The organism is Leifsonella bigeumensis (assembly GCF_039537265.1).
GTDB lineage: Bacteria > Actinomycetota > Actinomycetes > Actinomycetales > Microbacteriaceae > Terrimesophilobacter > Terrimesophilobacter bigeumensis.
In genome coordinates this window covers 1,321,543-1,335,329 of record NZ_BAABAE010000003.1, presented here as the reverse complement: position 1 = coordinate 1,335,329, position 13,787 = coordinate 1,321,543, and the positions used below count along the sequence as shown (strand labels likewise).

Here is a 13,787-nt window from a genome sequence, read left to right as displayed (position 1 = left end):
GGTCACAGTGCGGCGACGAGCCTCGTGTAGAAGCCGACACCGCGCAGGAAGGTCGCGACGCGCATCCGCTCGTTCTTCGCGTGCAGCGTCCCGCGCTCCTCGGCGGACATCTCGAAGGGGCTGAACCGGTAGACGTGGTCGCTGATCCGGGTGAAGTGGCGGCCGTCGCTCGCACCGAGCATGACGTAGGGGGTCACGATCGTGCCGGGGAAGGACTGCTCGATCGTGCCCTTCACGAGTTCCCAGGCGGCGCCGCTCGTCGGTGAGACGGGGGAGGGCTCGTGGGGGTGGAGCGCCTCGATCGCGACCTGCTCGTCCCCGATCGCCCTGCGCACGTGCTCGATCGCTTCGGCGACGCTCGAATCGATCGCGACCCGGATGTTGACGATGGCCTCCGCGCGCTCGGCCAGTGCGTTGGCTGCCTGCGCCCCGCTCAGCTGGGTCACCGCCTGCGTGGTGCGCACGATCGCGTTGGTCTCATCACCGAGACGCGCGAACAGGCCGAGCAGCGGAAGCCTTGTGAGCCACAGGTTCGTGAACACCCACTTGAGCGGTTGCGTCGCGTGCGCGCCCAGCGTGCGGATCATCTCCAGGTTGGTGGGCACGAAGCTCTTGCGGAACGGGCGCCGGTTGAGCCGCACGAGCGCGCGAGCGAGGCGCACCGTCGCGGTGAGCTTCGGGGGAGTGGAGGCGTGACCGCCCTGCTGCTCGACCGTGAGTCTGAGGCTCAGGATGCCCTTCTCGCTCACCCCGACGACCGCGGTCGGCTTGGTCACACCGGGGAAGATGCCCTCGACGACCGCGCCCCCCTCGTCGAGCACGAGCCCGGGCCGGATGCCCCTGCTCTCGAGCAGGTCGACGATGACCCTGGCGCCCGAGCCGGCCGTCTCCTCGTTGTGCCCGAAGCTCAGGTAGATGTCGTCGGCGGGCCGGAACCCGGCCGCCGCATGCGTCTCGACGGCTTCGAGGATGCTCACGAGCGACCCCTTGTCGTCGAGCGTTCCACGCCCCCAGATGTGCTGCTCCTCGCCCGAGCCCACGAGCTCGGCGGAGAAGGGCGGATGCCTCCACCCCTCAGCGGTCGCCGCGACGACGTCGTAGTGCGCCATGAGCACGGTCGGCTCATCGCTGCCGGTGCCCTTCCACCGGAAGAGCATCGAATGCCCGTCGACGATCTCGAGGTCGAGCGCCGCGTGGGTCGCCGGATAGCGCTTCGCGAGCTCCGTGCGGAAGGCGACGAAGTGCGTCCAGTCGGTCTCGCTCTCGTCGAGCCGGGAGATCGTCGGGATCCGGATGAGCGCCTGCAGGTTCGCGATCGCTCGCGCCTCGTCGATGTCGGGTTGCACATCTTGACCCTAGCGGCCGGACGGTGCGGCGTCGCAGGATAGCCTTGGATTCGATGACTTCCTACCCGACACCGGCGTTCACCCGCCCCGCGCTCGCCCCCGGCCTGATCGGCGCGATCGTGCTGCTGGCCGGCCTCGCCCTGCTCGACAACGACAGCGCCTACTTCTGGATTCGCACGGTCGTCGCGGTGCTTGCCCTCATCGTGTGCGTCTTCGCCTGGCAGGCGAAGCAGTGGTGGTGGCTCATCGCACTCGCACCCATCGTCATCGTCTGGAACCCGGTCTGGCCGACGGCCTTCCACGGCCAGGGCTGGGCTGCGGCGCAGTTCGTCGCCGCGCTCGTATTCGTGGCCGCCGGCATCCGGATCAAGGTCAGGAACCCCGAGGACCGCAACCGGCGTTAAGGCGTCCGGGGGTCAGGGGGTCAGGGAGTCAGGGGCCTGCGACATCCCAGACGAGCGGCTGCTGTTGCCGGCTCTCCTCCCTGCGAGCCATGGCGACCGCGGACTCCTCGATCACGACCTCCTCGAGTTCGAGCAGGCGTGCCGACTCGTCCGCCGAGATCCACGACACGATGGGATCGTCGATGACCGGGACCACGGTGTGCATGACGGTCTCGTCGAAGACCGAGACGAGGTTGTAGGACTGTCCGCCATCCCGCGCCCGCTGCGACCCGAGGGGTGCCGTGAGGTCCTGCCCGTAGCAGGTCGCCGAGGCGACCGAGACCGGAATCCCCGCGAATGTCGCCGTCGTCGAGAAGTGGACGTGCCCGGCGATGATGCCGCGGACATCCGACCCGCCGAGGACGCGGGCGAGCGCCGACTGGTCGCGGAGCTCGACGGCCACGTCGAGGTCGACGAGCGAGGGAACGGGTGGATGGTGCATCGCGAGGATCGTTCCATACGGCGCGGGCGTGGCGAGCTCGGCGGACAGCCAGTCCAGCTGGCCCGGATCGAGTTCGCCGTGGTGCGAGCCGGGAACGCTCGTGTCGAGGGTGATGACGCGCAACCCGTCGAGGAAGACCACGCGATGGATGGGTGCATCGGAAGGCAGCTGGCCGAGAAGCCCCGTGCGGAACGCCTCTCGCGAGTCGCGTTCACCCGGGACCCAGATCGGTACCGCCCCGAGCCGCTCGGCCACGGGGTCGACGATCGAGCGGAGGGTCGCGTAGGCGTCCGGTTCGCCGAGTTCGGAGAGGTCGCCCGTGAACACGATGGCCTCCGGTCGTGTGCCGGACGCTTCGAGCCGTTCGATCAGCCGGCGCAACCTGGCCTCGGGGTCGACACGGTCGAACAGGAGTCGGCCGGACGCGGGACCTGCGAGCAGGCGCGTGTCACTCAGGTGCAGGATCGTATGATTCGGCCGCGGGTATTCTGCAGTCCGGAACTGGGCCGTCCGGGATTGGGCCGTCCTGAGAGGCATGGGCTAAGCAAATCGCCTTTCGGCTCGCCACGGGGGTAGCGTGACGGCGAGTCGGACATCGCGTCGGGTTGTCGCGATTCCGCCCAGTATGCCCTAAACTGGTACCGCATCGCGAGGACCCAATCGCGACCTGACCTTGCCGTTGGCGAGTTGCTCGGGTTCGGATCCTCGCAGCTCGCGTCCCGGCAACCAGGATCCACTGGCCAGCCGTCAGAGTTGAAAGAGCGCGAAGCGGTCAACGCACGGCTGTCGTGCGGGGTTTCGGAGGCGAAAGCCCCCCAAGGAGGATCATGGCTCGATCGGGCCAGAAGACGACGTCGACAGGACGCAAGTCCGGCGGCGGCAAGGCGACGACCGGCAAGGTCGTCCAGAAGAAGACCACGAACAGGCGTTCGCGCCCCGGCGACGACGTCGGAATCATCCCCGTGCTCGCCCGCGCCGTGCGCGAGGTGGAGAACGCCGCCGAGCGTGGCAAGGTGTCCCCGGCGAACCGCACCAAGTTCCAGGTGATCGCGCTCGTCATGCGCGACGAACGCGCTCGTGCGAAGGCGGATACCACGATGACGGATGCCGAGCGCATCGAGTTGCTCAAGAGGCTCGACGGCGTCGCCACGATCCTCGCCAAGACGGCCGCGCGCGACACAACGCTCATCCAGCTTCTCGCCGAAGACGCGAAGGTCTCGGATGCCGCCCAGAAGCTCCGGCGCGACATGCTCATCGCCTCGGGCGCCGAGCTCTCGCCCGACGAGCTCATCATCGTCAAGGAGCCGGAACCGGTTGCGCCGGCGGCCGAGAAGCAGGTCGTGCCGCAGTCGGTCCGGCAGGCGCAGATGGCCAACCCGTTCCTGGCGCCCGACCTCTCCGCCATCCAGACCAAGAGCGTCCAGCCGGCCAGCCGCCTTGGCAACTGGGAGTTGCTCGAGCCGCTGTTCCGCGCCTTCGAGTACGGGGCCGGTGGCGGCGCCGCGACCATGGACCTTCCGGAGGCGGCCTCGCTGATCGTCCCGGGCAGCCCCGACCTCATGCGTCACCAGGCGCGCTTCCTCGCCGAGGTGCGGAAGGGACATCGTACTTTCCTGCTCGCGGATGAGCCCGGTCTCGGGAAGACCGCGGAGGCCCTGCTGGCCGCATCCGTCTCGCACGCGTACCCGCTGCTCGTCGTCGTGCCGAACGTCGTCAAGACGAACTGGGCGCGCGAGGTGGAACTGTGGACTCCGCAGCGCACCGCGACCGTCGTGCACGGCGACGGCAAGGATGTGGACGCGTTCAGCGACGTCGTGATCGTCAACTACGAGGTGCTCGACCGCCACGTCGGCTGGCTCGGCCGCTTCGGCTTCAAGGGGATGGTCGTCGACGAGGCGCACTTCATCAAGAACCTGGGCTCGCAGCGCTCGAAGCACGTGCTCGCGCTCAGCAGGCTCATCCGTGCGGCCCAGCCGAACGCGCTCATGATGGCGCTCACCGGCACGCCGCTCATCAACGACATCGAGGACTTCCGGGCGATCTGGCAGTTCCTCGGCTGGATCGACGACAAGAAGCCGCTGCCGCCGCTCATGAAGAAGCTCGAGGAGACCGGCCTCACGCCCGCCGACCTCGGGTTCTTCGCCGGGGCGCGCAAGGCCGTCATCGACATGGGCATCGTGCGCCGAAAGAAGATCGATGTCGCCTCCGACATCCCTGCGCGCCGCATCGCCGACCTGCCGGTCGAGCTCGACGACGAACTGGGCCGCGGTATCCGCCAGGCCGAGGCGGCGCTCACCGCCAGGCTGCTGGAGAAGTACCGCCGGGTTCTCGCCGCGAAGCCGGAGGGCGAGGTCGAGGACCTCATCCGTGTCGTCGCGCACGCCGAGCTCGAGGAATCGAAGGCGGCGAAGACCGGCGAGAACGTCTTCACCATGGTGCGCCGGATCGGTCAGGCGAAGGCTGTGCTCGCGGCCGACTACACCGTGCAGCTGGCCCGCTCGGTGGGCAAGGTCGTGTTCTTCGCCAAGCACATCGACGTCATGGATGCTGCGGAGGAGCATTTCGCGAGATCCGGGCTGCAGTCGATCTCGATTCGCGGTGACCAGACGAGCGCGTTCCGGCAGAAGCAGATCGACGCCTTCACCAACGACCCGGAGGTCTCGGTCGCGGTCGCCTCGCTCACGGCGGCCGGTGTCGGGATCAACCTGCAGGCATCCTCGAACGTCGTGCTCGCGGAGCTCTCCTGGACGAGCGCGGAGCAGACGCAGGCCATCGACCGGGTCCATCGCATCGGCCAGGCGGAGCCCGTGACGGCCTGGCGCATCATCGCGGCGCACACGATCGATGCGAAGATCGCCGAGCTCATCGACAGCAAGGCCGGCCTTGCCGCCCGCGCGCTCGACGGCTCGGACGACGAGGTCGTCGCCGAGTCGAACGTGCAGCTCGAGGCCCTTGCCTCGCTCCTGCGCGATGCGCTGGTCGCTGCCGCAGTCTCGACCGTTCCCTGAGGCGGCCGGCGGTTGCATCGACGGGATCTACCTGGTCAGCAGCGTCAGCATGAGCCGGGAGCCCTGTACCGCCTCGACCTCGTGTCGCAACGATGGATCCAGGCGGAGCAGCCCGCCCGGTACGAGCCGGGTCTCCCGCCCGTCGGCGCGCACGAGCAGTTCGCCGTCGAGCGCCTGCATGAGCAGTGGGAACGGAGCGGCATGCTCCTTGAGCACGTGGCCGGCGGCGAACGCGAGGACGACGACCCGCACATCCGGATGCCTGAGCACGGTCTGGTGACCGAGCCCCTCCTGCGGCACCGGCGAACCGACCAGGAGGTCGTCGATGGCGGTGATGGCGGAGTCTGAGACGGTGTCGGTCATACCTTCACGCTAGCCTCGGATGCTCGCGAGTGGGATGGTGGAAGTATGACCGTGAGAATCAAGCGAATCTATGAGGACCCGGACAACAGCGACGGCTACCGCATCCTCGTCGACCGGATCTGGCCGCGGGGGGTGAGCAAGGAGCGGGCGAAACTCGACGTCTGGCTCAAGGAGATCGCGCCGACGACGGAACTGCGCCAGTGGTTCCATCACGAGGACCCGAAATGGGGGGAGTTCCAGAGGCGATATCGTGCCGAACTGGACGGAAACCCGGCGGTGGAGGAGTTGAGGACGCTCATGGCCGGGCACGACGTGGTCACCCTGTTGTACAGCGCGCACGACGAGAGCGAGAACCAGGCTGTCGTGCTGCGCGACTACGTCCTGCGAGAAGATCCGGGCTAAACCTTCAACTATCTAGCGAGACTTTAGGGGTTGAATCGGGTAGCAGGGTGCGTCATAGTTATTGAACCGAGGAGGTCAAACTCCAAGGTAATAGAAAGCCTCCAGAAGCTACTTGTAGCTGCCGGGGGCTTTCGCCTTTTAACCCGACTCTCGAACTTCGCGGTGTGCCGACGAGTCCAGCCGTGGAGGACCCTGTACCCCGATGTCCCCCTTTGTGCTGACACTCGCGCGGGGGCGACCCCATCTGGGGGCAGAAGTCCCCCTTGACCTGCGGTTACAGTGGTAACACGCAAGACGGGGGACACCCGGAGGCGGTGGCAGGCTGAGGCCGGCAGCGAAGTTACGGGGGTAGATTCGCAGCCAGGCTAGCCCACAAATCCACCGCCTCCTCACCGTTTAAGGGGGTGTTTCGCCCGGAGCGGCCCGGCACCTGGCTGGCATGGAGTGCCGGAGGCGATCAGACGAACGGCAGCGTGTAGGGCGCGAGCAGCTCGGGTACGAAGTAGTTCGCGGCGAACCACGCGCCCACGAGCGCAGCGGCCAGTACGAGCCAGACCCAGAGCAGCGCGGAGTTGCGCCCCGTCTCCCGCTTGACCGCGATCGTGCGGACGAGGAGATACACCGGTGCGGTGAGAACCGCCCAGGCCCAGTGCGCAGGCCGGGTGTAGCCCGCCCAGTCGAGCTTGCTGCGGTCGGCGACCGCGAGCAGGATCGTGACGAGGTAGAGCACGACCACGACACCGCCCGCGAGCATCCACCATTCGAAGGTGGCCGGGATGTAGCGCGGATAGTTCTCGGCGCCCTTGACCGCGGCGATCGAGAGGATGCCCGTGAAGAGCGGCATGAACGCGATGAACCATCCGGAGATCGTCGCCTTGCGGGTCGCGGCATTGCTGTAGAGGTCGTCCGTCGCGATCGCGGCGTTCACGGGTTCCCGGGCCCAGGCGTTCGGAGCCGGCGCCGTTCCGGTCTCCCCGGAGCCGGATGCCGCAGGCTCGGTGACCGGAGAGGCGGCCGGGGTGGCGAGCAGCGAGGACGAGGCAGGTGCGGGAAGGCCCTGGCCCGCTGAGCCGGAGGTCGGGGCTGCGCTGACAGCGGCACCGGTTCCGAGCGCGGCACCGCCTGGGAGCCAGTTGGACGACGACGGCTCTGCGGAGTCGGGCGCGGGGGAAGGCGCCGGAGCAGACGCCGGCACTGTCGCGGGGGGCTGTGAGGCCGCTGCATCGGCAGCGTCGGCCGTCGGAGCTGCGGCGGGGCCGCTGTGAGCGTCCGCCGTGGCGGCTGTTCTGGCACGAAGCTCCCGGCGCGAGGGCAGCACCTCGGTGGGAGCGGGCTCGATGAGTGGTGCCGGTTCGGCAGCGGCAGGCACGGGGGCGGCTGGCACTGGGGTGACGGGTTCCGGGGTGACGGGTGCGGAGGTGACCGGTTCCGGGGTGACGGGTGCGGAGGTGACGGGTTCAGGGGTGGCGGGCTCAGGTGAGGTCGGTGCTGAAACGACCGGCTCGGGAGCGGCGGCAGGAGTCGCGGCAGGCGGGGTCACCGGCGGATGGACGGAGTCGGTCCAGTTCTGACCGTCCCACCAGCGCAGTTCGGAGGCCGAGTAGGGGTCGGGGTACCAACCAGCAGGCACAGGAGCGGCCTGGTCTGGCGCCATGAGCGTAGTCCTCTCCACTGATTCGGGTTCAGCCGGATTCTCACGATTCTATGCACGGCATCCGGCCGGGTCGCCCCCCAAGGCTGGGGGTGTCGTGGTTCAAGGCTATCGAAAACGGGGGCCGCTCACGGAAAAAGAGGGGGACGCCACGCGGACATCCCCCTCTCGGGTCCGGTTCGAGCTGGACTCAGCCGGAGACCCTCGCTTCGGTCTTCGCCTTCGGGGCGTCGGCCGATGAGGTCCCTCCGCGCAACTTCTCGAGCGCGTTCATGAGGTGGTACACCACGACCGCCGCAACCGTGCCCAGGATGATGCCCTCGAACTTGACCTCGCCGAAGGCGAGCGTGTAGTTCGCGATGCCCATGACGAGCGCGATACCCGCGGTCATCTGGTTCTTCGGACGCGAGAAGTCGACCTTGTTCTCGACCCAGATGCGCACACCGATGATGCCGATGAGGCCGTAGAGTGCCGTCGTCACGCCGCCGATGACCCCTGGCGGGATCGTGTTGATGATCTCGCCGACCTTCGGGGAGAGGCCGAGCAGGATCGCCACGATGCCGGCGACCCAGTATGCGGCCGTCGAGAAGATCTTCGTGGCGGCCATGACCCCGATGTTCTCACCGTAGGTCGTGGTAGCCGATCCGCCGCCGAGTCCGGCGATGACCGTCGCCGCACCGTCGGCGAAGAGCGCGCGGCCGGTGAGCGGGTCGAGGTCGCGGTTGATGAGCTGGCCGACGCCCTTGATGTGCCCGACGTTCTCCGCGACGAGCGCGAGCACGACGGGGAGGAACATGAGGTAGATCGGGAGATACTGCGCGTCGAAGACCGGCGTCGTGAACGTGGGCAGGCCGACCCAGGCGGCGTCCGCCACTTTGGAGAAGTCCACCTCGCCGGCGATCACCGCGGCGATGTAGCCGACGACGACACCGATGAGGATCGACAGGCGTCCGATGAACCCCTTGAACAGCACGGCGCAGAGGATGACCGCGAAGAGCGTGATAAGCGCGATCCACGGTGACGCTGCGAAGTTGGTACCGGCGACCGGCGCGAGCGCGAACCCGATGAGGGCGACGATCGAGCCGCTCACCACGGCGGGCAGCAGCGCGTTGATCCATCGCGTCCCGGAGAAGTGGACGATGATGCCCACGATCGCCAGCACCGCACCGGTGACGATGATGCCGCCGAGTGCAACGCCGAGTCCGCCGGTCGCAGCATTGGCCGCGAGGATGGGGGCGATGAACGCGAACGACGATCCGACGTAGCTCGGAAGCCTGTTCGCGGTGATGATGAGGAACAGCAGCGTTCCGATACCGGAGAACAGCAGGGTCGTCGCGGGCGGGAACCCGGTGATGATCGGGACGAGGAATGTGGCGCCGAACATCGCGACGACGTGCTGGCCGCCGAATCCGATGGTTCGCAGCCACGACAGTCTCTCTTCGGGAAGGATGATGTCGTCTGCGGCGACATCCTTTCCATCGCCATGCAGTTTCCAGGGAAGCGCCATTGTTTCTCCTTAGCATTGCTCGGTCGGTCGGGCCGACTCGGTTTGCTCCACCGTAGTGGTCGCCGGGCCCCCGCGTCACTAGTGGGCAGTAGTGTTTCCGCATGCAGGTCAGCTGGCGCGATGTGACCGCGCGCCGTCTCTCGCGGCATGGTCTTTCCCGGCCGTTGCCCGATGTCGTCTCCGCGGTGTCGGCCATGGTCGGCGCCCACGCCCAGGTGATGTCGGCGGCGGAACTGGCCGTGGGCATCCGGACCCGCGGGGCGGCGGCATCCGATCTCGCGGCGGCGATCCGGCGAGACGGACTGCTTGTGAAGACCTTCGGGCCGCGCGGCACCGTCCACCTGCTGCCCGCCTCGGAACTCGGCGAGTGGCTCGGCGCGCTCCGGGCGCTGCCGGTCTCGACGGGCCAGCCCGAGGGTGTGCGCCTCGAACCGGGTCAGCTCGACGAGGTGCTCGCGGCGGTGGCGGATGCGCTCGGGGCGATCCCCGCCGGCGCGGACGGCACCGGGCTCACGACCGACGAGCTCGACAATGCGGTCCTCTCCCGGTTGGGGCCCTGGGCGGGGGAGAGGACGGTGCCGGCCTTCGGCGGATGGTCTCCGCGTTGGCGGCAGGCGATCATCCCGGCCGCTCATGCCGGCATCCTCGTGTTCGGCGCGAATCGCGGGACCAGGGTCACCTACTTACCCGCCCCGGATTTCGAACCGGTTCCGGATGCCGACCTCAGGCTCCTGCGTCGCTACCTGCACTCCTACGGTCCGGCGATGCCGGGCGACTACGCACGGTGGCTCGCGATCCGGGTCGGCCGGGCGCAGGAGCTGTTCGCGCGGGCGGCTCTCGATCATGCGGGCCTGGACCGAGTCGACCTACTGGGGCGCGAGTCCTGGGTGAACGCCGGGGACACCGCATTCGGCAACGACTCGCTGCCCGACCTGCGGTTACTACCGTATTTCGACCCGTACGTCGTCGGCTCCTGGCCGCGGGAGAAACTGTTCCCGGGGCGAGCCTGGGATCGCGCACTCGCGGGGGGCCAGGCGGGAAACTATCCGGTGCTGCTGCTCGGCGGCATCGCGGGCGGGATCTGGCACCTCAAGCGCCGGGCCCGGCGGGCCACCATGACGGTCGAGCCGTTCAGCACCCTGTCGCAGCGGCGACGCGTGGCGCTCGAGGCCGAAGCGCATCGTGTCGGGCGGATCGTCGGCGCGGAGATCGAACTCGTGCTGGGCGAGGTGCCGGTCGGGCCGCACGCCTGAGCGGGCGTCGGCTCTAGCGCGTCAACAGCCCCGCACGCTCGGGGTGCTTGTCGAACCACTCGCCGACGTACCAGCACATCGGCACGACGCGATAGTCGGTCGTCGCCTCGACGTCGTCGATCGCGAACTTCACGATCTCGGCCGCGAGACCCTGGCCCCGGCGCTTCGGGTCGGTGAAGGTGTGGGTGAACGAGATCGAGTCGCCGCTGACCCGGTAGTCGACGGCGCTCGCGAGATCGCCATCGATCCGCAGGGTGTAACGGTCGGCATCCGGTTCCTTCACGAGTTCCTTGCTCATGTCTCCAGCCTATCCGGGACGCGTCAACTCCGCCGGGGGCCTGATTAGGCTCGTGGCATGCCCGTCGAACTCCCTGAGCTGCAGTTGCCGGATGCGGCGGCATGGCACGCCTGGCTCGAGGAGAACCACGCCACCTCGGAGGGCGTGCGCCTCATCCTCTCGCGCAAGGGCGGCACGGTGACCGCGCTCTTCTACGCCGGAGCCCTCGACGAGGCCTTGTGCTTCGGCTGGATCGACGGTCAGGCCGGGCGGCGCGACGAGGAGACCACGTTCCAGCGGTTCGGGCCGAGGGGCAGGCGCAGCATCTGGTCGCTGCGCAACATCGGCCATGTCGAGCGACTCGAGGCCGAGGGTCGAATGCGCCCGGCCGGGCGCGCGGCAGTCGACGCGGCGAAGGCCGACGGCCGGTGGGAACGCGCTTACGCGGGCTCGGCGACGGCGCAGCCCCCAGCGGACCTGCTCGCGGCGATCGCCGCCGTGCCAGAGGCGCAGGCGATGTACGAGGTGCTCACCTCGCAGAACCGCTACGCCCTGTACTTCAGGTTGAGCCAGCTCACCGACCCGGATGCGCGGGCTCGCAGAATCGCCGGGTTCGTCGAGCAGCTCGCCCGGCATGAAGCCCCGCATCCTCAGAAGCGCGCGCCCGACTCGGCGCCGCGAGCCTGACCGGCCCGGCTCAGACGGCGGGAAGCGCCTTCTCGATCGCCTCGAGGATCTCCGGCGCATCCGGCTGCACGCCTGGGCGGAATCGCTGCACCGTGCCGTCGGGGCTGATCAGGAACTTCTCGAAGTTCCACTCCACCTTGCCCGCTGCGCCCTGGGCATCCTTCACGGCCGTGAGCTGCTCGTAGAGCGGGTGCCGGTGCCGACCGTTGACGTGCACCTTGTCGAACATCGGGAAGGTCACGCCGTAGGTCGTGGAGCAGAACTCCTGGATGTCGGCGGCGCTGCCCGGTTCCTGGAACATGAACTGGTTGCAGGGGAATCCGAGGACCGTGAACCCGCGCTCCCCGAACTGCTCGTAGAGCTTCTCGAGACCTGCGTACTGCGGGGTGTTGCCGCACTTGGAGGCGACGTTGACCACCATGACCGCCTTGCCGGCGTACTCGCCGAAGGTGGTCTCCTCGCCGTCGATCGTGGTGAGTGTGATGTCCTTGAGATCCATGTCTCCAGCGTAGGTCGTGCGGCCGGGAATTGCTGCGCGCCCGCACCCGGTCACCGCCCGGCCGCGTACCCCTGATTGCCCCGAGGATTCGCCGCGGCGTAGAGCACACCGTCGTCGCCGACGCCCACGGACGAGAGGCGCCCGAGCGCCCAGTCGCCCGCACGGGTCACGGCGTGCCCGCGCGCTTCGAGGGAGTCGATGACCTCCGCGCCCAGGCGGTCCTCCACGACAGCGCCGCCCGGCACCCAGGTGCGCGGCCAGAACGAGTCGGGGAACGAGGTCGAGTGCAGGGTGGGGGCGTCGATCGCCTGCTGCGGCGTATAGCCGCCGACGATCGTGCGGAGCAGGTAGGGGAGCTGCCACTGATCCTGCTGGTCGCCGCCCGGAGAGCCGAGAGTGCCGACGGCGTGACCGTTCTTGAGCAGGAGCGTCGGCGTGAGCGTCGTGCGGGGGCGTCGCCCGGGCATGAGCGACGAGGGCGTCCCCGGTGTGAGCCAGGTCATCTGCAGGCGGGTGCCAAGGCTGAACCCGAGCTCGGGGATCGTGGGGGAGGACTGCAGCCAGCCACCGGAGGGCGTCACAGAGACGATGTTGCCCCAGCGATCGATGACGTCGAGGTGGCACGTGTCGCCCTTCGTCTCGCCGGTCTTCTCGACCGTCGGCTCGCCCACATAGCGCTGGCCGGCCGCAGAGGCGATCGGCAGGTCGTCAGCCTCCCGGAGTTCGGGCAGGAACGGCTCGTGGCCGGGAACAGCGCCAGGGCGGAACTCGCGAGAGGCCTCGTCACCGATGAGCGCGCGCCGCTCGGCCGCATACTCCGCCGAGAGCAGCACGTCGAGTGGCACGGTTGCGGCGTCCCCGTAATAGGCCTCACGGTCGGCGAGCGCGAGCTTCTCCGCCTCGAGGATCGTGTGGGCGCCGATCGCACTCGCGGGGTCGAGCCGCTCCTCGTCGAACCCGTCGAGGATGCCGAGCATCTGCAGCAGCGCCGGTCCCTGCCCCCAGGCGGCGGACTTCGCGACCGTCACGTCGCGGAAGTCGGCCGTCACGGCCGGTTCGCAGGATGCGCGGAACCCGGCGAGGTCGTCCGCACGGATCACTCCTGCATGATCGCCCCCGGTCGAGTGCCGGTGCGGTGAGCGCACGAACGCGTCGATCTCACGGGCGACGAATCCGGTGGCCCACTCATCGCGGGCGGCGTCGATGCGGGCTTTCCTCGTCGGGCCCACGGCGGATGCCACGAGCCGTTCGAGGGTGCGCGCGAGCGCCGGGTTGGCGAAGACGGCCCCGGCATCCGGAACCCTCCCGCCGGGCATCCAGAGCGCCGCCGAGGTGGGCCAGTGCTGCTCGAAGAGTTCGGAGACGCGCGCGATCGTCGCTGCGACCCGTTCGAGCAGGGGATGCCCGTCCCGCGCGTAGCCGAGTGCGAAGGCGAGCACATCGCCGAGCTCCCAGGTCCCGTGGTCCCGCAGGAGCAGGAGCCAGGCATCCACCGCGCCCGGGATCGCGGCGGCGAGGGCGCCGGCACCGGGGACGAGGGTGAGCCCCTCCGCCCGGTAATGGTCGATCGTGGCGCCCGCCGGCGCAGGCCCCTGGCCCATGAGCACGATGGGTGTGCCGGGGGCATCCGCCGTGGCGAAGATGCCGACGAGGTCGCCGCCCGGCCCGTTGAGGTGCGGCTCGACGACGTGCAGGACGAACGCGCAGGCGACCGCGGCGTCGAACGCGTTGCCGCCGCGCTCCAGCACGGCCTGGCCGGATGCGGTGGCCAGCCAATGCGTCGAGGCGGTCATCCCGAAGCTTCCGCGCAGCGTCGGACGGGTGGTGAAGGCCGCGGGCGAGGTGTAGGTCACATCTCCCGACGCTACTCCGTCATGGAGCGTGCCGGGCTGCACCGGCAGCAGATGGG

Annotated in this window: 13 protein-coding genes; 5 read left to right on the top strand and 8 right to left on the bottom strand. The window is 68.9% G+C overall.

Translation table 11 applies throughout. The features are described 5' to 3' along the window. Nucleotides 1-2 precede the first annotated feature (2 nt). Nucleotides 3-1,346, bottom strand: a complete 1,344-nt coding sequence (locus ABD678_RS11625) for a M20/M25/M40 family metallo-hydrolase (RefSeq protein ID WP_344756799.1) — start codon at nt 1,344-1,346, stop codon at nt 3-5. A 53-nt stretch (nt 1,347-1,399) separates the two neighbouring features. Between ABD678_RS11625 and ABD678_RS11620 the strand changes: the two genes are divergently transcribed. Further along, a complete protein-coding gene (locus tag ABD678_RS11620) occupies nt 1,400-1,750 on the top strand; it encodes a DUF6804 family protein (RefSeq protein ID WP_344756797.1) in 351 nt (116 codons plus the stop codon). A 28-nt stretch (nt 1,751-1,778) separates the two neighbouring features. On the opposite strand, the gene ABD678_RS11615 is transcribed toward ABD678_RS11620, so the two are convergent. Continuing rightward, nucleotides 1,779-2,768: a phosphodiesterase gene (locus tag ABD678_RS11615; protein WP_344756795.1), complete on the bottom strand. Its 990-nt coding sequence runs from the start codon at nt 2,766-2,768 to the stop codon at nt 1,779-1,781. Between the two features lie 290 nt (nt 2,769-3,058). On the opposite strand from ABD678_RS11615, the gene ABD678_RS11610 reads away from it, so the two are divergent. Beyond that, a complete protein-coding gene (locus ABD678_RS11610) occupies nt 3,059-5,239 on the top strand; it encodes a DEAD/DEAH box helicase (RefSeq protein ID WP_344756793.1) in 2,181 nt (726 codons plus the stop codon). Between the two features lie 27 nt (nt 5,240-5,266). Here ABD678_RS11610 and ABD678_RS11605 read toward each other — a convergent pair whose 3' ends face one another. After that, a complete protein-coding gene (locus ABD678_RS11605) occupies nt 5,267-5,602 on the bottom strand; it encodes a cupin domain-containing protein (protein ID WP_344756791.1) in 336 nt (111 codons plus the stop codon). A 45-nt stretch (nt 5,603-5,647) separates the two neighbouring features. Here ABD678_RS11605 and ABD678_RS11600 point away from each other — a divergent pair, with 45 nt between their 5' ends. After that, nucleotides 5,648-6,004, top strand: a complete 357-nt coding sequence (locus ABD678_RS11600) for a DUF488 domain-containing protein (RefSeq protein WP_344756789.1) — start codon at nt 5,648-5,650, stop codon at nt 6,002-6,004. A 457-nt stretch (nt 6,005-6,461) separates the two neighbouring features. On the opposite strand, the gene ABD678_RS11595 is transcribed toward ABD678_RS11600, so the two are convergent. Both ABD678_RS11595 and ABD678_RS11590 read right to left on the bottom strand, forming a co-directional pair. Next, nucleotides 6,462-7,658 (bottom strand): DUF2510 domain-containing protein, encoded by a 1,197-nt coding sequence (locus tag ABD678_RS11595; RefSeq protein ID WP_344756787.1) that lies wholly within the window; start codon nt 7,656-7,658, stop codon nt 6,462-6,464. Between the two features lie 187 nt (nt 7,659-7,845). Then, the gene (locus ABD678_RS11590) at nt 7,846-9,162 is read right to left on the bottom strand and encodes a uracil-xanthine permease family protein (protein WP_344756785.1); all 1,317 of its coding nucleotides are present in this window, start codon (nt 9,160-9,162) and stop codon (nt 7,846-7,848) included. A 101-nt stretch (nt 9,163-9,263) separates the two neighbouring features. Here ABD678_RS11590 and ABD678_RS11585 point away from each other — a divergent pair, with 101 nt between their 5' ends. Next, nucleotides 9,264-10,415, top strand: coding sequence for a winged helix DNA-binding domain-containing protein (locus ABD678_RS11585; protein ID WP_344756783.1), 1,152 nt, complete (start codon nt 9,264-9,266; stop codon nt 10,413-10,415). Nucleotides 10,416-10,428: 13 nt separating this feature from the next. On the opposite strand, the gene ABD678_RS11580 is transcribed toward ABD678_RS11585, so the two are convergent. Further along, entirely contained in the window at nt 10,429-10,713 is a 285-nt protein-coding gene (locus ABD678_RS11580; protein ID WP_344756781.1) for a GNAT family N-acetyltransferase, read from the bottom strand. Between the two features lie 57 nt (nt 10,714-10,770). Here ABD678_RS11580 and ABD678_RS11575 point away from each other — a divergent pair, with 57 nt between their 5' ends. Further along, a complete protein-coding gene (locus tag ABD678_RS11575) occupies nt 10,771-11,379 on the top strand; it encodes a YdeI/OmpD-associated family protein (RefSeq protein ID WP_344756779.1) in 609 nt (202 codons plus the stop codon). A 10-nt stretch (nt 11,380-11,389) separates the two neighbouring features. Here the strand turns inward: ABD678_RS11575 and ABD678_RS11570 are convergent, their stop codons facing one another. Both ABD678_RS11570 and ABD678_RS11565 read right to left on the bottom strand, forming a co-directional pair. Further along, nucleotides 11,390-11,878: a glutathione peroxidase gene (locus ABD678_RS11570; RefSeq protein ID WP_344756777.1), complete on the bottom strand. Its 489-nt coding sequence runs from the start codon at nt 11,876-11,878 to the stop codon at nt 11,390-11,392. Nucleotides 11,879-11,928: 50 nt separating this feature from the next. Then, complete coding sequence (locus ABD678_RS11565) at nt 11,929-13,671, bottom strand: gamma-glutamyltransferase family protein (protein WP_425561985.1); 1,743 nt, start codon at nt 13,669-13,671, stop codon at nt 11,929-11,931. Nucleotides 13,672-13,787 lie beyond the last annotated feature (116 nt).

What these genes read in the sequence shown, in the direction of transcription:
- ABD678_RS11620 (WP_344756797.1), top strand. Translation starts at nt 1,400, where the DNA reads ATGACTTCCTACCCGACACCGGCGTTCACCCGCCCCGCGCTCGCCCCC.
- ABD678_RS11615 (WP_344756795.1), bottom strand. Translation starts at nt 2,768, where the DNA reads ATGCCTCTCAGGACGGCCCAATCCCGGACGGCCCAGTTCCGGACTGCA.
- ABD678_RS11610 (WP_344756793.1), top strand. Translation starts at nt 3,059, where the DNA reads ATGGCTCGATCGGGCCAGAAGACGACGTCGACAGGACGCAAGTCCGGC.
- ABD678_RS11605 (WP_344756791.1), bottom strand. Translation starts at nt 5,602, where the DNA reads ATGACCGACACCGTCTCAGACTCCGCCATCACCGCCATCGACGACCTC.
- ABD678_RS11600 (WP_344756789.1), top strand. Translation starts at nt 5,648, where the DNA reads ATGACCGTGAGAATCAAGCGAATCTATGAGGACCCGGACAACAGCGAC.
- ABD678_RS11595 (WP_344756787.1), bottom strand. Translation starts at nt 7,658, where the DNA reads ATGGCGCCAGACCAGGCCGCTCCTGTGCCTGCTGGTTGGTACCCCGAC.
- ABD678_RS11590 (WP_344756785.1), bottom strand. Translation starts at nt 9,162, where the DNA reads ATGGCGCTTCCCTGGAAACTGCATGGCGATGGAAAGGATGTCGCCGCA.
- ABD678_RS11585 (WP_344756783.1), top strand. Translation starts at nt 9,264, where the DNA reads ATGCAGGTCAGCTGGCGCGATGTGACCGCGCGCCGTCTCTCGCGGCAT.
- ABD678_RS11580 (WP_344756781.1), bottom strand. Translation starts at nt 10,713, where the DNA reads ATGAGCAAGGAACTCGTGAAGGAACCGGATGCCGACCGTTACACCCTG.
- ABD678_RS11575 (WP_344756779.1), top strand. Translation starts at nt 10,771, where the DNA reads ATGCCCGTCGAACTCCCTGAGCTGCAGTTGCCGGATGCGGCGGCATGG.
- ABD678_RS11570 (WP_344756777.1), bottom strand. Translation starts at nt 11,878, where the DNA reads ATGGATCTCAAGGACATCACACTCACCACGATCGACGGCGAGGAGACC.
- ABD678_RS11565 (WP_425561985.1), bottom strand. Translation starts at nt 13,671, where the DNA reads ATGACCGCCTCGACGCATTGGCTGGCCACCGCATCCGGCCAGGCCGTG.